Below are 16924 nucleotides of genomic sequence, written 5' to 3'. Positions count from 1 at the left end.
ATGATACCGCATTGCCTGGACCCGAACATCCTCCTGCCGCAACTGGGATTTGTGCTCCCCGGGAGCGCTTCCTGCGAAGCAGCTGCAGGAGACGGTTTCCAGGCGATGCTCCTGTTGCCGTCTATGCTGCTGCCGCTTTTGCTGGTACTGCTGGCCGGACTTTTCCTCCTGAACCGGTACCGCCGCCATCGGGGCGGCGAGCCCCAAACGCCAACGAACCTTTAACCGCTTAACGACATTCAACATGCACATGCTTAGCAACCATCTCAAGATCGCCTGGAGAAACCTTTGGAACAACAAGGTTTTCGGCGTCATCAACATTACCGGTCTCACCATCGGGATGACGGCCTGCATGTTCATTTTACTCTGGGTGGCTAACGAATACAGCTTTAACCGCTATCACGAAAAGCTGCCCAATATTTACCAGGTGTACGAGCATCAGTATTATTCGCATGGCGATATGCTCACCACCACGGCAACGCCCGGTCCGCTGCTGAACAAGCTCAAGACCGAAGTGCCGGGCGTCCGCACCGCGGCTTCCGTGAGCTGGAACGTCGAGAAACTGATTTCGGTAGGGGAGAGAAACCTCAAGTTTGCCGGCCACAACGTAGACAACGAATTTTTCTCGATATTTTCCTTCCCCTTCCAGGAAGGTAATCCCGCCCGCGCGCTCACGCAGCCGGGCAGCGTGGTGCTGACCGATAAAACGGCCGAAACCCTTTTCGGTGGCGAAAAGGCGCTTGGTAAAATCGTCCGGATTGATAACGCTAAAGACTATACGGTGACTGGCGTGGTGAAAGCTCCACCTGAGAACAGTTCCCTCAAGTTCGCGTTCCTGCTGCCCATGCAGGAGCTGAAGGCAGAAAATCCCTGGCTCGAAAGCTGGGGCAACAACGCGCCGCGGACGTACGTGCTGCTCGACGACAAGGCCGACATCAACAAAGTGAACGCCAGCGCGAAAGACATCATCAAACGCAATGCGGAAGGATCTTCCACTGAGGTTTTCCTCTATCCCTATTCCGATATTTACCTGAAAGGTTCGTTCAAAGACGGGAAACTGTTGCCGGGCCGGATGGAATATGTGCGGTTGTTCATCATCGTAGCGGTGTTCGTACTGCTGATCGCATGCATCAACTTCATGAATCTGTCTACGGCGCGGGCGGTACAGCGCAGTAAGGAAGTGGGCGTTCGCAAAAGCATCGGGGCAGGGCGGTTCTCGCTCGTGTCGCAATTTTTGGGCGAATCGTTCGCTCTGGTGATGATCGCTTCGGTATTGTCTGTTTTGTTGGTGTGGCTGTTGATGCCCGCATTCGAATCGATGGTGAATACCACGATCGGCGTGCCGCTGTTCACCTGGTACAATATGCTGGCGATCTTTGTACTGGGGCTTTTCACCGGGTTCGCGGCGGGCAGTTACCCTGCATTTTACCTGTCTTCCCTCAACCCCGTTTCCACGCTCAAGGGCGGGATGCTGCGGTTGAAATCATCTGCGGTTTGGCTGCGGAAGGGCCTGGTCGTTTTCCAGTTCGCGATTTCCACCGTGCTCATCGTGGCGGCGGCGCTCGTGTTCCTGCAGATCCAATTTATCAAAAACCGGAACCTGGGACTGAACAAAGACCAGGTGGTATACTTCACCCGCGAAGGCGGATTGTCCGAAAACCTGGAAACGTTCCGCCGTGCGCTGGAAGGCAAGCCTGGTATCATGGGGTCCACGGTCGCCAACCAGTTGCCCATCGATGTGGGGAACAGCGGGCATGGCGTGTCGTGGCCCGGGAAATCGGCTACGGAATCGGTGTTGTTCGATAAAATTACGGTGGGAGACAGCTTCGGGGAAACCATGCAGCTCGAAATGCTGGAGGGGCGCACCTTCTCGGCAGATCATCCTACGGACAAAGACGCCGTCGTGATCAACGAAACCGCCGCCAGGCTCATGAAGCTGCAAAAGCCCTGGGTAGGCCGCGTTATCACCGTCGGCGACCGGCAAACGCCCATCATCGGCGTGGTGCGCGATTTTGCGAGCTCGCACCTTTCCAAGAAATCGGCACCCATGATCCTGGAATCCTTCAATGAGCCGGGCGGCAAAGTGATGGTGCGCATCAAGCCCGGCCAGGCAGACGAAGCATTGGCCAGCATCGAATCCGTTTACAAGGAATTCAACCCGGAATACCCGCTGGAACTGAAGTTCATGGACGTTTTCTTCGAGAAAATGTACAAAAGCGAAGCGGTGATCGGCCGGCTGTCGACCGTATTCACCATCCTCGCCATCATGATCGCATGCCTCGGCCTCTTCGGGCTGGCGGCCTTCACGGCGCAGCAGCGGACCAAAGAGATCGGGATCCGGAAAGTGCTCGGCGCCACCGTGGGCCAGATCCTCGTGCTGCTCAGCAAAGACTTCCTGCGGCTGGTGCTCGTGGCCGTTGCCATCGCATTGCCGCTGGCCGCTTATTTCATGCAGGGCTGGCTGGAACAGTTCTCCATGCACATCGAGCTGAGCTGGTGGATTTTCGCGGGAACGGCGCTGTTATCGCTCGCCCTGGCCATGATGACCGTGAGCTACCAGTCGGTACGCACCGCAAGGATGAACCCGGTCAAATCGCTCCGGGCAGAATAACAACGAACCTTTAAACCACGATTTTTATGTGGAGAAATTATATCAAGATCGCTTTCCGCAACATCTGGAAAGCCAAACAGGTAACCTTCGTGAACATCGTCGGCCTCTCCGTGGCCATCGCCACCGCGCTGCTGCTGTGCATGACCGTGTACAAGGAGTTTTCATTCGACAGGTTCCATGAAAAAGGCGACAGGATATTCGGTATTTATAAGGACGTGCGCACCGCCGAAAAGGTAACGCCCATGAACAATACGCCGCATCCCCTGGCGCCCGCCATCAAGGCGGAAATCCCGGGAGTGAAGGAGGTAGTGCGCCTCGTGAAGAACGGGGTGGCCGTGCGCACCACCGGCGAACAACAGGCCATCAACGCCACTTATACCGATCCGTCTTTCTTCTCGATATTCACCTTCCCTCTCCTGAAAGGCGAAACCCGGCTGGGGCTCACCGATATCGTATTGTCCGAAACCACGGCCAAAAACCTTTTCGGGACGGCCGATGTGGTGGGGAAACAGCTGGAACTCAAGCTGGGAGACATCTGGAAACCCTTTACCGTTACGGGTGTGCTGGCCGACGCGCCGGAGAATTCCAGCGTAACGTTTTCTTCCATCGTGCGGCTGGAAAATCAACCCAGTTACGCGGGGAACAAAGACAACTGGTTCAGCTTCAGCCTGGAAACCTTTGTGGAATTGCAGCCCGGCGCTTCGCCCGAAGCGGTGGCGCGCTCGAGCAAGGCTTTGCTGGAAAAATATTATGCGGAAGACATTGCCCGGCAGAAAAATGCCGGCGCCGCCCCCGGTCCTTACGGAGAATACCAGCTGCTGGGGCTCATTCCCATGCAGGAAGTGCATTTTTCGCCGAATTCCAATCTTGGCGGCGAGAAGAAAGGGTTGGTGCTGATGTTGCTCTTCATCGCGGGGTTCCTGCTGTTCATAGCCAGCATCAACTTCGTCAACCTGACCCTCGCCCGCTCGTTCACCCGCGCGCGGGAAGTGGGCATGCGCAAGGTGATGGGCGCAGAGAAATGGCAGTTGAGCCTCCAGCTCTGGGGCGAAGCTTTCCTGCTGTTCGTTTTTGCGCTGCTGATCGGCGGGCTGGCCGCCTTTTTGCTCCTGCCGGCTTATAATTCGCTCTTCCGTTCGGGCGTGAGCTTTTCGCTGCTGCTGGAACCGAAGTTCATCGGCGGCATCATATTGACGCTACTGGTGGTGACGGCCTTCGCCGGCGGATATCCGGCTGCGCTCATGGCCCGCGCTAGCACGTTGCTCGTGTTGAAAGGGAAGATGACGACGGGACGGAAGAATTATTTCCGCAATTCGCTCATCGTTACCCAGTTCGTTTTTTCCTGCCTGCTGATCATCGCTACGCTGATCGCCTGGCGGCAGATGAATTACCTGCGGAATAAACCCCTCGGCTACAATACCTCCGAAGTCATCAGCGTGCCCGTAGGCGCCAAGGAAAACGGGACCGCCCTGCTGGAGCGCCTCCGGTCCGACCTGAAAGGCCAGCCTGGCATCCTGTCCGTAACTGGCGCCAACACGAACTTCGGCCGCGGGCTCGACGGCAGCATGAGCACTTCCATTATTTCCTGGGAAGACGGCGGGAAAGACATGCAGGCCCATTGGCAGGGCATTTCCACGGATTACGTCCAAACCATGAGCCTGCAGCTGACCGGCGGGCGCGATTTTTCCGCGGCCCTCGCGTCGGACTCCAACAGCCTGATCATCAACGAACAGATGGCACGGCAGTTCGGCCCGGGGAAAGGCCATGTGGGATACCGTTTCAGGATGGACGACCAGGATGCGGCCGCCACGGAATATACCATTATCGGCATCGTAAAAGATTACCATTACAAATCGCTGCATAACCCCATCGAACCGCTCATTCTGCATTTGCTGGGGCCAGACCAGCGGCCGGCTTATATTTTCGTACGGGTGACGCCGGAGGCGCTGTCTGTATCGATGGACAAGCTGGCGGCTTCCTGGAAGCGCGTGGCGCCGGAAACCCCTTTCATCGGTTCGTTCGTGAGCGAGAACACAGAAAGGCAATACCGTGCGGAAGCAACGCTGATGCGGGTTTTCATCAGCGGCGGGGTGTTGACCATCATCATTTCCTGCATGGGGCTGTTCGCCATGGCGATGCTCATCATCGGGCAGCGTACCCGCGAGATCGGGATACGGAAAGTACTGGGCGCTTCGGCGGCGGGCGTGGCCACGCTCATCTCGCGCGACTTCCTCGTGCTGGTGGGCATCGCGATCCTCATTGCATCTCCGCTGGCATGGGTGCTGATGCGGCAATGGCTGAAGGAGTTCGCTTACCGGACAGACATTCATTGGAGCATCTTCTTGCTGGCAGGCGGATTGGCCATGCTGGTGGCGGCGCTCACGGTGAGCTTCCAGAGCGTAAGGGCGGCGTTGATTAACCCCGTCAAATCATTGAGAACGGAATAGCATATTTCCAGAACATAATTTTTTTTACATTCAGATCATGATACAACTGCGTAACATTACAAAGCACTATCCGGTAGGTTTCGGGAAGCACGAGATTTTGAAAGACGTGAACCTGGACATCCAGCAGGGGGAATTTGTGTCGATCATGGGCCCGTCGGGCTCTGGAAAATCGACTTTGCTGCACATCCTGGGGATGTTGGAAGATGCTTCGGAAGGGGAGTACCTGTTCCAGGACGAGCCGGTGCACAAGATGAACGACAAGAAAAGAACGCAGCTGCACCGGGGATCGATCGGGTTCGTGTTCCAGGCCTATCATCTTATCGACGAGCTGACGGTGTACGAAAACATAGAAACGCCGCTGTTATACAAAAACGTGCCTTCCGGCGAACGGAAGAGCCGCGTGGCGGATATACTCGACAGGTTTAACATGGTGGCGAAGAAAGACCTTTTCCCCACGCAGCTTTCGGGCGGCCAGCAGCAGCTGGTAGGCATCGCGAGGGCCATTGTGGCGGAACCGGCGGTGATTTTCGCCGACGAGCCCACGGGCAACCTGCATTCCGACCAGGCCCGGCAGATCATGGAACTGTTCTCGGAGCTGAATAAGAAGGACGGCATCACGATCGTCCAGGTAACCCATTCCGACGTCAATGCCGGTTACGGCAACCGGGTCATTCAAATCATGGACGGAAGGATCCAATGACCGGTTGGATATTTTTCCGGAAGCTAAAAACTCATCATATGATGTTTTGCCTTAAATTCGTGGGGCCCCTTGCCGCACGCAGGAAGTTTGTGCCTATAAATCAGGAAACCGGCATGGTATCACAACATTTCAAATTTTTACGACCGGCTATGAAATTTTCGCCCGCTTTTACCGCCCTCATCGTGGCTTTGGTATTGTCTGTCCGCCCGGCAATGGCGCAGGAAGGGGAGTGGACGTACCAGCGTTGTTACGAGTATGCTCTCAGCCATAACCTGACGTTGCAGCAAAGCGTGCTGAACAAGCGGCTGGCGGAACTGACGCTGAAAGTTGACAGGATGTCCATGCTGCCGACGCTGTCGGGCAACGGGAGCGCGGGCTATATCTTCGGCCGGTCCATCAACATTACCACCAACCAGTTCGATAACAAGGCCACGTTCAACGCCAGCCTGGGCCTTTCGGCCGGGGCCGACCTGTTCGGCTGGTTCCAGAAACGGAATACGGTGGCTTCTTCCAAATACGAAGTGTATGCGCAGAATTACCTGCTGGAAAAAGCGCGGAACGATATGGGTGTGAACGTGGCGAACGCGTTCCTGCAGATACTCCTGGCCGGGGAACAAGTGAAGATCAGCCGTGCGCAGGTAGACCTGAGCAAGGCACAGCTGGAAAACACGAAGAAGCTCGTGCTGGCAGGGTCGGTGCCCGAAAGCAACCAGGCAGACCTGGAGGCGCAGCTGGCGCGGGACAGCTCCACGCTGGTAACCGCCGAGAATGCCGTCATTTTACGGACGCTCCAGATGAAAGCCTTGCTGAACCTGGGCTTTGAGGTGCCTTTCGATACCAAGATCCCCGACAACATCGCCGCCGTGCCCGTGATCAACCTCACGGAAACTTCGCCGGAAATGGTGTTCAGCTCCGCACTTTCGATCCAGCCGCAATACCGGTCAGACGAAATGCGCGTGAAATCGGCAAGCAAAACCCTTTCCGCCGCCAAAGGCGCCATGTATCCCCGTCTCCGGGCCAATGCCGGTGCAGATACGCGGCTCGCCGGCGGTATCCGCTACGAACAGTATGGTCCTGATAACTTCGTGACCTACGTTTCCAGCATCGGTTTCCCGAAATCGAACCCCCTCGATACCGTTTTCACTTACGATAAATTCAACAACCGCGCTACCCGGAAATATACCGTAGGCCGCCAGCTGTCGGACAACTTCGGTCAGAATATCGGTATTTCCCTCAGCTTCCCTATCTTCAACGGATGGCAGCTGCGCGGACAGGTGGAGCGCGCGAAGATCGACCTGGAAAACCGGAAACTGACGCAAGACATCAATCGCCTCCAGCTCCGCCAGGATGTTTATACCGCCCATGCAGACGCTGTTGGCGCCTATCAGAAATACCAGGCGGCCATCACCACGGAACGGGCTTCCCAGAAAGCGTTCGACTTCGCGACGAAGCGCTTCGAAGTGGGGCTCATGAACACGGTGGAATACGTCACCACGCAAACGAATCTTTTCAAGGCGCAGATCGAACGCGTCTCCGCCTTGTACGACTATATTTTCAAAGTTAAACTACTGGAATTCTATCGCGATCAGAAAATTACGCTGTAGGTGTTCCGGGACACAGTAATACAAAGCGTATATGAAGAAAAGAAAAAAGATTTTTTGGTGGATAGGGGCCCTGGTGGCCCTTATCGTCATTGTGGCCATCGTCCGCGGATCAGGGAAGGACGATGGGCTGAAAGTAGCTGTAGACAAGGCTTCCGATAAGGATATCATCGAAATCGTTTCCGCCTCCGGCAAAATTTATCCGGAAGTGGAAGTGAAAGTAAGCTCCGACGTTTCCGGTGAAATTACCAAGCTGCTCGTGAAGGAAGGGGATTCCGTGATGAAAGGACAGACGCTGGCGCACATATACGCAGACATCTACGCCTCCAACCGCGACCGCCAGGTGGCCGCCGTTTCCCAGACACAGGCGGAACTTGCCAACGCCACCGCGGCGCTCGCGGCTTTCAAAGCCCGGCTCGACCAGGCCAAGGCGTCTTACGACCGTAACAACCAGTTGTATAAGGAAAAAGTGATCAGCCGCCAGGAATTCGAAACGGCAGACGCTACCTACAAAGCCGCCCTGTCTGACTACAATGCAGCCAGCCAGCGCATCAACGCCAACAAATTCGCCGTGGCCAGTGCCGAAGCGAACCTGGCCGAAGCGAACAAAAACCTCAGCCGTACCACCATCGCCGCGCCCACAGGCGGCACCGTGAGCCTCCTTTCGGTGGAAGAAGGTGAGCGCGTGGTAGGAACGGGGCAGATGTCGGGTACAGAAATGCTGCGCATCGCCGATATGTCTACCATGGAAGTGCAGGTAGACGTTGGCGAAAACGATATCCCGAAAGTAAAGGTCGGCGATTCCGCGCTGATCGAAGTGGATGCTTATACCGGCCGCAAATTCAAAGGCCTGGTGACCCAGATCGCCAGCTCCTCCAAAGGCGCGGCAACGGCTTCCAACACCAGCACCTCCTCTGCCGAGCAGGTAACGAATTACGTGGTGCGCATCCGCATCCTGGTGTCGTCTTACAAAGACCTGCTCGATCCCAACAACCCGCGCCGGTTCCCGTTCCGCCCCGGCATGTCGGCCAACGTAGACATCCAGACGCGCACCGAGAAAAACGTGCTTTCCATCCCCATCAACGCCGTAACCACCCGCGATCTTTCCGATACTGCGAAGAAGGATAAGTCCGCGAAAAAGGCGCCGAAGGAAAACAACGGCAACACCGCCAATGCCGCCAACGCGGAAGGCGGCGGCACCCAGCGGCAAGACTTCCAGGAAGTGGTATTCGTGCTGCAGCCCGACAATACCGTGCTGCTCCGCAAAGTAACCACCGGCATCCAGGACGATAACAATATCCAGATCACCTCCGGCCTCAAAGCCGGCGAAAGCGTGGTGAGCGGTCCGTACACCGCCGTATCCCGCGAGCTGGAAAACGGGAAGAAAGTGAAAGTGGTTCCCCGTTCGGAACTGTTCGAAGCGAAGAAGTAATTATACCTGAAATATAATGCAGGGGCGGCTTTCACGAGCCGCCCCTTTTATTTTTACATACATCGCAATACAAGGCACCAGCCAGCCGTAACTTTATATTTTCGTACCTTTGCGCCCAACCAAACGGAACAGAAGCGCATGGCAAACCATATCGGGATCATTGGAAGCGGCAGCTGGTCGACCGCACTCGCCAAAATACTGACAGACAACAATAATCATATTCACTGGTGGATACGCAACGAAGAAACCATCAAACACATGCAGTTGCGCCATCATAACAAACATTATCTCACCTCCGTTTACTTCGACACGAGCCTGCTTTCACTGAACAGCCGCGCTGCGGAAGTGGTGGCTGCCAGCGATATCGTTATCCTGTCCGTACCGTCCGCATTTCTCCCCGCCGTGCTCGAACCGCTTCCGGCCGATGCGTTCGAAGGCAAGAAAGTGATCTCGGCCATCAAAGGCCTCGTGCCCGTCACCAATCAACTCATCAACGATTACCTCGCCGAGCGGTTCAACGTTCCGGCGGAAAAATACTTCACTATCACCGGGCCCTGCCATGCAGAGGAAGTGGCCAACGAAAAGCTGTCGTACCTGACGTTCTCCGGTACCGATCTCGAAGCGGCGGAATCGATCGCCGCACTTTTCACGAACAGTTATCTCCAGACCATCGCCAATACCGACCTCAACGGCGTGCAGTTCGCCGCCGTGCTGAAAAATATTTACGCGATGGGCGCCGGCATTGCGCATGGCCTCGAGTACGGCGATAATTTCCTCAGCGTGTTCATCACGAACTGCTTCCGCGAAATGCAGGAATTCCTGGAGAAATACGGACAGTACGAAGCCGGCAGCGGCCGCGAAGCCGTGACGCACAACTACAACGCCAGCGCCTATCTCGGCGATCTGCTGGTAACCTGCTACTCGCTCCACAGCCGCAACCGCACCTTCGGCAACATGATCGGCAAAGGCTACAGCGTTAAGGCCGTGCAGCTGGAACTGAACATGATCGCGGAGGGGTATTATGCGAGCCGTTGCATCGCGGAGATCAACGGGCGCATCGGCGCATACATGCCCATCGCACAGAAAATCTACGCGATCCTTTGGGAGCAGCTGCATCCCGAAGAAGCTTTCCTCGAGCTCGAAAAAGGGCTGATTTAAAAGAAAAGCGCGGCGGCAATACCGTCGGCAAAGAATTTTCCTTCGCGCGTGAGCGTGAGGCGGTCATCGTCTTGCCGCATCCAGCCTTTGCGGATGAACTCGCGGCTGGCGGCCAGGAGCGCCGATCTCTTGTCGGCCCCGAATCGCGCTGCCACGGTTTCCAGCTGGCATCCGGCTTCCGTGCGCAGGGAGATCATGATATGCTCATTGAGTGCCATACTGGGACTGAGCATTTCGATCTCGAACGGGACCGTTTCTTTTTTGATGCTCTGGATGTACAGCGGGTTGTTGGCGATGTTCCACTGCCGCGAAATGCCGTTGAACGAATGGGCGGAAGGGCCGAGGCCGAGGTAATGCTTCCCCTGCCAGTAACTGCTGTTGTGCTTCGAGCGCTTGCCGGGCAGGGCGAAATTGGAAATCTCGTAATGTTCGTACCCCGCAGTTTCCAGGGCTTCCATGAGGATGCCGAAATGTTTGGCGGCACGGTCGGGGTCGATGGGCGGGATTTTGTGGTGCTGGATGAAGTGATCGAGCGCGGTGCCGGGCTCCACGGTGAGGGCGTAGCAGGAGAGGTGGGGGATGTCCAGCGCCACGGCCTGGCGGATATTGGCCTGCCAGCGCTCGTCGGTAAGGGTGGGGCCGCCGTAAATGAGATCGATGCTGAAGTTATCGAACCCCGCTGCGCGGGCTTCTTTCAAACAGTCGATGGACTGTTCCGCATGGTGGGCGCGGTTCATCCATTTCAGGTCTTCTTCGAAAAACGACTGCACCCCGATGCTGAGGCGGTTGACGCCCGTGGCCCGGAAAGCGCGGAGGCTTTCGGGAGAAAGATCGTCCGGATTGGCTTCCAGGGTGATTTCCGCGTCGGGGAGGATGTCGTAATGCTGGCGGAGAACGTCCAGCAAACGTTGAATGGCTTCCGGCCCGATGAGGCTGGGGGTGCCGCCTCCGAAGTAGACGGTGCCCACGGGCTGGCCCTGGAGGTAGCTGCGCTGGAGGACCGCTTCGGCCGCGATGCATTCCACCATCTCGCCCCGCAGCTGCAAGGAAGTAGAGAAGTGAAAGTTGCAGTAATGGCAAGCCTTTTTGCAAAACGGTATGTGGAGATAGATTCCGGCCATGCGCGCTTAGAAAAGTTTTAGGGGATTAATTTGCAAACCTCGAAAATACATGTCAGTTTTGTTGATATTTTTGGAACTGGAAAAGTTAAGTTGCATTATAAAATTTTAGCCGTTGCGAACCTGGATGATGATATGGATGCTGATCGTATGTGCCCTCCAAACGATGGCGCAGGCCGACAGTTCCGCGAAAAAGAAGCCTGCAGCCCCCCGGCAAACCCCTGCTGCCGCCGCCACCAGGCCCGCCGCTGCGCACAAAGGTAAGCCAGATTCCGCTCAAACCGCGGCGCTTCATGCGGCAGACTCGCTGAAGGCCCGGGTAGCAGACTCGCTGCTGGCCGCTGCGCCCAAAGTGCATGCGTATGACACCATCATGCGGTCGCTCCTCGAAAAGAACACCTTTCTTTCCCGCAAAGGCAAGCCCGTACTGCTCGACGTCAATCCCCCCCGCAAAAGTCCCGGGCAAGACTGGCTGGTATACCTCGTGGCCGGCGTGGTACTGCTGTTAGGCATCATCCGCAGTTCCTACCTGAAATATTTCAATGATATGTTCCGCGCCTTCTTCAACCCCACGCTGAGCCAGCGGCAGTTGAAGGACCAGTTGTCGCAATCGCCCTTCCCGAACTTCCTCCTGAATTTCTTCTTCGTCATCAGCCTGGGCCTGTATTTATACCTGCTCATGTACCGGCTCGATTACCCGACGGGCGCCATCGCCTGGATGCTCATACCGGGGCTGATGCTGCTGGTGGGGATCATTTATCTCGTGAAATACGTGGTGCTGCGGTTCTGCGGATGGCTTTTCGGGAGTGAGGAACTGGTGGATGCGTACGTTTTCATCCTCTACCTGATCAACAAGGTGCTGGGGATCCTGCTGGCGCCTTTCCTGGTGGTTTTGGCGTTCTGTTCACCGGAAATTGCCAGTATTTGCCTCTATATATCGATATTTTTTATTGTATTACTGGTTGTGTACAGGTATGTAAGGTCCTATTCACTCGTGCGTCAATATCTCTCCTTCAGCAAATTGCATTTTTTTCTTTACCTTTGCGCATTCGAAGTAGTGCCGGTTTTAATAATCACAAAGGTACTTTTACTTTGGTTAACTGGTAACCCTTAAGGAAGCCACATTGTTAACACAAGAGCAAATTTCGTATGATCAAAGGCGGGCCAAAAAAAGAGGAAAAACAACTGACGATCCTAATTTCCCAACCTAAGCCAGAAACAGAGAAATCACCTTATTTCGACCTCGCTAAGAAATTCAACGTACGGTTGGACTTCTTTCCGTTCATCAGGGTAGAAGGTGTGCCTGGTAAGGAGTTCCGCAAGCAGAAGATTGATATTGTCAACCATTCCGCAGTGATTTTCACCAGCCGGAATGCCGTAGATCACTTCTTTCGTATTTGCGAGGAACTGAAAGTTAAGGTATCGCAGGAATGCAAATATTTTTGCATTACAGAAGCGGTTGCACTCTATCTCCAGAAATTCATCCTTTACCGCAAACGTAAAGTGTTTTACGGGGCAGACGGTTCTACCAAAAGCCTCCTGGAAGTCATGAACAAACACAGGGAAAACGAGAAATTCCTTTTCCCCAGTGCAGACAGCCAGAAAAAAGACATCGAAGAATGGCTGAAGGCAAACAAGTGTGACTATGCTGCAGCCACGCTGTACAAAACCGTTTCGAACGATGTGTCCGAAGTCCTGAAAACGGAATACGACCTCATCGTGTTTTTCAGCCCCTACGGCGTGAAATCCCTCTTCGAAAACGTCCCGAAATTCAAACAGAACGGCACCCGCATCGGCGCATTCGGTCCCACCACCTCCGCCGCCGTGGAAGAAGCCGGCCTGAAACTCGACATCAAAGCCCCCGCACCGCAAGCCCCCTCCATGGTGGCCGCGCTGGAACAATTCCTGCAGGGACTTCAAAAATAATATCGACCTTTACGAAAATTACCGGGGGAGCATCGAATGATGTTCCCCTTTTTTATTTTCGTAAAAAACAAGGCAAGATGGCAAACAGATTAGCGAAAGAAACCAGTCCATACCTCCTGCAACACGCGCACAACCCGGTAGACTGGTACCCCTGGGGCGAAGAAGCCTTCGAAAAAGCCAGGACGGAAAACAAGCCCGTCCTCGTCAGCATCGGTTACGCCGCCTGCCACTGGTGCCACGTCATGGAACGAGAAAGCTTCGAGAACGAAGCCACCGCCGCCATCATGAACGAGCATTTCGTCAACATCAAGATCGACCGCGAAGAGCGCCCCGATATCGACCATATTTACATGGACGCCCTCCAGGCCATGAGCGGCCAGGGCGGATGGCCGCTGAACGTGTTTCTCCTGCCCGACAGGCGCCCGTTTTACGGCGGCACCTACTTTCCGCCGCAGGCCGTCTACAACCGGCCTTCGTGGACGGAAGTGCTGAGGGCCGTTTCGGACGCTTTCAACACCAAGCGCGCCGACATCGAGCAGCAGGCCGCCAACCTCACCCAGCACCTCGAAAACAGCAACCAGTTCGGGATGGACGCCGTCAATGACCTGCTGCCGCGGGAAGAACAGTTCACCGCCGCCCAGTGCGATGCCATGGCGCTGGCCATTCTCGGCCAGGCGGATAAGGAATGGGGCGGGTTCGGCCGCGCGCCGAAATTCCCCGGCACTTTTTCCATCAGCTACCTGCTGCGCTATTACCGGATGAAAAAAGACGAAGCCGCCCTGCAACAGGCGCTCCTTTCGCTCGACAAGATGATCGACGGCGGGATCAACGACCAGCTGGGCGGAGGTTTCGCGAGATATTCGACAGACGAAAAGTGGCTCGCGCCGCATTTCGAAAAGATGCTGTACGACAACGCGCTGCTGACCGACGTGCTCTGCGAAGCCTGGCAACTCACCGGCGAAGCCCGGTACGCGGTGGCCGTGCAGGAAACGCTGGGCTTCCTGGAACGGGAGCTCACTTCGCCTGAAGGCGGCTTCTATTCCGCGCTGGACGCGGATTCGGAAGGCGTGGAAGGGAAATTCTATGTGTGGAGCGAAGAAGAGGTGATGGCGCTCCTCGGGGCCGACGGGCCCGCTTTCTGCGCGTATTTCGACGTGAGCCGGCATGGCAACTGGGAAGACGTGAACATCCTCTGGGTGCCGCGCCCCATCGCCACAGTGGCGGCGGAGCAGCAAATGAGCGTTGCGGAGCTGGACGCGCTCATCCGGCGGTGCAAGCCCAAACTCCTGGAAGCCCGCGCCAGGCGTGTGCGACCGGGGCTGGACGATAAAATCCTCCTGGGCTGGAACGCCCTCATGATCCACGCGCTGTGCAAAGCGGCCGGCGCGCTGGGCGAGGAGAAATACGCGGCGATGGCCGAACGCGCGATGAAGCTGGTGATGGAAAAAATGCGCAGGCCCGGGGAAACGCCGGCGTTCTGGCATACGTATAAGAACGGAGAGGCCCGCTATCCCGCGTTCCTCGACGATTACGCCGCGCTCATCCGCGCACTGATCGCATTGCAGGAAGTAACGGGCAACCTGGACTGGCTCCGCGAAGCAAAAGCGATCACAAACTATGTGACGGCACAATTCGGAGACGAAACCGGACGTTATTTCTATTACACCGAATCCGGGCAGGAAGATGTGATCGTACGTAAAAAGGAGGTGTACGACGGGGCGGTGCCGAGCGGCAATGCGCTGATGGCGCATAACCTTTGGCATCTTTCCATTGTTTATGACGAGAGGGCCTGGGCGGAAAGGGCGCTGGCCATGACGGCGAGCCTGGGGCAGACGGTGATGCGGTACCCCACTTCGTTCGGGGTGTGGGCGGCGATGGTGATGCGCCTGGTGCAGGGGGAACCGGAGCTGGCAGTGGCCGGGCCGGACTACCTGGAGCGGATGAAGGAGCTGAACGCGAGGTACCTGCCTTTCAAGGTGCTGCTGGGGGCGGATAACGATGTGGAAGACATGCCGTTGCTGCAAAACAGGAGGGTGGAAGGGAAGACGTTGATATATGTTTGCCGGGAATACCGCTGCGAGCGGCCGGTAGAATATATATCGGAAATCAATAATTTAATATGAGAATTGTTGTAAATTGCATTCCCTTTGATAAATTAGCATTTCGGAGGAAAATCCTGCGTTGATTATTTTCAAATAAATATTATATTTATTGTAAATGCGTATTTGGACTTGATGGACAGACCTTTATGGAAAGGCGTTATCCCCGGAGCGTGCCGCTAAATTGCCGGCGATCGGTGTTGCGACATAATAAAATGTTAAAACCTTCGTTTTACTATATTGCGTAGCCGGGAAATGCGCGGTTGAAAAAGTTGGAAGAAAACATACTACGGATTAAAAAAAAATAATACATTTGCTATCTTTCTGTGATACAACCAGGTGAAAAGCGTGACTGTAGTGTTGTCTTGTCGTTTGGCAGAAGCATCTGGCAGGTTAAAGAAAAAACGTATTCTAATGAAAGTCACCCTTATGAAGCTTAATTATTGTAGTGGGCTATTGGTCGTGCTGCTGGCGGTATTGCTGGCCAGTTGCGGTGGCGGGGGCAAATCCGCCAAGAACGCGCAGGGTCAGTTGATAGGCGTTAGTCCCAGGCCGAAGTACACTCCCCCCGTACCTTATGGAATGGTTTATGTTCCTTCCGGGACTTTTCACATGGGGCCGAACGACGAGGATGTGAATTATTCCTTCACGGCAAGGAATAAGTCGATCTCGATCTCCGGTTTTTACATGGATGCCACCGAAATCACGAACAACGAGTACCGTCAGTTCGTGAACTGGGTGATCGATTCCATGGCGCACGTGCTCATGGGGCATGTGAAGAATGACAACGGGGTAGACTATGTTGATTGGAAGCAGAAGATCAACTGGAAAGACAAATCGACTTACGAAAAGCTCGACGCGATGATGTATTCACCGGAAGACCGGTTGTACGGCCGCGTGGAGATCGACGTTCGTAAATTGAAATACCACGAGGAGCGTTTCAACTGGGACAAGGCGAAGCTGCGTGAGAACAAAGACAAACCGCGTTCCCAGTTCATCGACCGGAAAGACGTGCCCATTTACCCGGACACCCTTTGCTGGATCCGCGACTTCTCGTACGCCTACAACGAGCCTATGACGCGTATGTATTTCTGGCACCCTGCGTTCGACAACTATCCGGTTGTGGGCGTAAACTGGCACCAGGCCAATACCTTCTGCGAATGGCGCTCCAAGTTCTGGGACGACTACCGTTCTTCCAAGAAGCTTTTCACGGAAGACAAATTCCAGCTGCCGTCCGAAGCGCAGTGGGAATATGCCGCACGCGGCGGTCGTGAACAGGCACCGTACCCCTGGGGCGGTTATTATATCCGTAACAAGAAAGGCTGTCTGCTCGCCAACTTCAAGCCCGGCCGCGGTAACTATCCGGAAGACGGTGGTTTCTATACCGTGCGCGCCGACGCTTACTGGCCCAACGATTACGGCCTGTACAACATGGCCGGCAACGTAGCCGAGTGGACGCAGGACATTTATTATCAGAACGCCTATTCCTTCACCTCCGATATGAACCCTTATCTGCGGATGGACATTGCCGACAATGCGCCGCCGAAGATGAAGCGGAAAACCATCCGCGGAGGCAGCTGGAAGGATATCGGGCACTTCCTGCAAAACGGGACGCGTGCCTACGAGTACCAGGACAGTGCGAAGTCTTACATCGGCTTCCGTTGCACCATCGCGTTCCTGAGCCGGTCCAAAAACGATTTCAACAAAAGGAAATAGGAATAAATAGCTGAAATCTTGGTGATAAAACCTCACGTTTAAAATCTATCATTATGAGCACAGCAAGCATGCATCGAGCTTTTTACCTTTTAATCACCCATAAAATTAAATTTTAA

General features: G+C 55.2%; 12 protein-coding genes. 11 read left to right on the top strand and 1 reads right to left on the bottom strand.

Going from position 1 to position 16924, the window contains the following annotated elements; genetic code table 11:
- The 7 genes from ACQKLP_RS24705 (at position 1) to ACQKLP_RS24675 (ending at position 9949) form a co-directional block, all read left to right on the top strand.
- Complete coding sequence (locus ACQKLP_RS24705) at positions 1-225, top strand: hypothetical protein (RefSeq protein ID WP_423737091.1); 225 nt, start codon at positions 1-3, stop codon at positions 223-225.
- Between the two features lie 19 nt (positions 226-244).
- A complete protein-coding gene (locus ACQKLP_RS24700; RefSeq protein ID WP_427325747.1) occupies positions 245-2611 on the top strand; it encodes an ABC transporter permease in 2367 nt (788 codons plus the stop codon).
- A gap of 26 nt (positions 2612-2637) precedes the next feature.
- Complete coding sequence (locus ACQKLP_RS24695; protein WP_427325746.1) at positions 2638-5058, top strand: ABC transporter permease; 2421 nt, start codon at positions 2638-2640, stop codon at positions 5056-5058.
- A 37-nt stretch (positions 5059-5095) separates the two neighbouring features.
- Positions 5096-5758 (top strand): ABC transporter ATP-binding protein, encoded by a 663-nt coding sequence (locus ACQKLP_RS24690; RefSeq protein WP_427325744.1) that lies wholly within the window; start codon positions 5096-5098, stop codon positions 5756-5758.
- A 149-nt stretch (positions 5759-5907) separates the two neighbouring features.
- Complete coding sequence (locus ACQKLP_RS24685) at positions 5908-7362, top strand: TolC family protein (protein ID WP_427325743.1); 1455 nt, start codon at positions 5908-5910, stop codon at positions 7360-7362.
- Positions 7363-7393: 31 nt separating this feature from the next.
- On the top strand, positions 7394-8791 hold the full coding sequence (locus ACQKLP_RS24680; RefSeq protein ID WP_427325742.1) for an efflux RND transporter periplasmic adaptor subunit: 1398 nt from the start codon (positions 7394-7396) through the stop codon (positions 8789-8791).
- A 138-nt stretch (positions 8792-8929) separates the two neighbouring features.
- On the top strand, positions 8930-9949 hold the full coding sequence (locus tag ACQKLP_RS24675) for an NAD(P)H-dependent glycerol-3-phosphate dehydrogenase (protein WP_427325741.1): 1020 nt from the start codon (positions 8930-8932) through the stop codon (positions 9947-9949).
- Here the strand turns inward: ACQKLP_RS24675 and hemW are convergent.
- Positions 9946-11070 (bottom strand): radical SAM family heme chaperone HemW, encoded by a 1125-nt coding sequence (hemW, locus tag ACQKLP_RS24670; RefSeq protein WP_427325740.1) that lies wholly within the window; start codon positions 11068-11070, stop codon positions 9946-9948. The two genes, ACQKLP_RS24675 and hemW, sit on opposite strands and share 4 nt — an antisense overlap.
- A 112-nt stretch (positions 11071-11182) precedes the next feature.
- On the opposite strand from hemW, the gene ACQKLP_RS24665 reads away from it, so the two are divergent.
- The 4 genes from ACQKLP_RS24665 (at position 11183) to ACQKLP_RS24650 (ending at position 16808) form a co-directional block, all read left to right on the top strand.
- Positions 11183-12181, top strand: coding sequence for a DUF4271 domain-containing protein (locus tag ACQKLP_RS24665; protein WP_427325739.1), 999 nt, complete (start codon positions 11183-11185; stop codon positions 12179-12181).
- A 152-nt stretch (positions 12182-12333) separates the two neighbouring features.
- Complete coding sequence (locus ACQKLP_RS24660) at positions 12334-12993, top strand: uroporphyrinogen-III synthase (RefSeq protein ID WP_240646561.1); 660 nt, start codon at positions 12334-12336, stop codon at positions 12991-12993.
- A 77-nt stretch (positions 12994-13070) separates the two neighbouring features.
- Positions 13071-15116, top strand: coding sequence for a thioredoxin domain-containing protein (locus ACQKLP_RS24655; protein ID WP_427325738.1), 2046 nt, complete (start codon positions 13071-13073; stop codon positions 15114-15116).
- 390 nt (positions 15117-15506) lie between these two features.
- Positions 15507-16808: an SUMF1/EgtB/PvdO family nonheme iron enzyme gene (locus ACQKLP_RS24650; protein WP_427325737.1), complete on the top strand. Its 1302-nt coding sequence runs from the start codon at positions 15507-15509 to the stop codon at positions 16806-16808.
- Positions 16809-16924: the final 116 nt, after the last annotated feature.

The sequence above is a fragment of the Chitinophaga sp. NPDC101104 genome, assembly GCF_050277495.1.
GTDB lineage: Bacteria > Bacteroidota > Bacteroidia > Chitinophagales > Chitinophagaceae > Chitinophaga.
This window is presented reverse-complemented; position numbering and strand designations above follow the sequence as displayed.

Bases quoted from the DNA above. Each gene is read 5' to 3' on its own strand.
- ACQKLP_RS24685 (WP_427325743.1), top strand. From the start codon at position 5,908: ATGAAATTTTCGCCCGCTTTTACCGCCCTCATCGTGGCTTTGGTATTG.
- ACQKLP_RS24655 (WP_427325738.1), top strand. From the start codon at position 13,071: ATGGCAAACAGATTAGCGAAAGAAACCAGTCCATACCTCCTGCAACAC.
- ACQKLP_RS24705 (WP_423737091.1), top strand. From the start codon at position 1: ATGATACCGCATTGCCTGGACCCGAACATCCTCCTGCCGCAACTGGGA.
- hemW (WP_427325740.1), bottom strand. From the start codon at position 11,070: ATGGCCGGAATCTATCTCCACATACCGTTTTGCAAAAAGGCTTGCCAT.
- ACQKLP_RS24650 (WP_427325737.1), top strand. From the start codon at position 15,507: ATGAAAGTCACCCTTATGAAGCTTAATTATTGTAGTGGGCTATTGGTC.
- ACQKLP_RS24700 (WP_427325747.1), top strand. From the start codon at position 245: ATGCACATGCTTAGCAACCATCTCAAGATCGCCTGGAGAAACCTTTGG.
- ACQKLP_RS24680 (WP_427325742.1), top strand. From the start codon at position 7,394: ATGAAGAAAAGAAAAAAGATTTTTTGGTGGATAGGGGCCCTGGTGGCC.
- ACQKLP_RS24690 (WP_427325744.1), top strand. From the start codon at position 5,096: ATGATACAACTGCGTAACATTACAAAGCACTATCCGGTAGGTTTCGGG.
- ACQKLP_RS24695 (WP_427325746.1), top strand. From the start codon at position 2,638: ATGTGGAGAAATTATATCAAGATCGCTTTCCGCAACATCTGGAAAGCC.
- ACQKLP_RS24675 (WP_427325741.1), top strand. From the start codon at position 8,930: ATGGCAAACCATATCGGGATCATTGGAAGCGGCAGCTGGTCGACCGCA.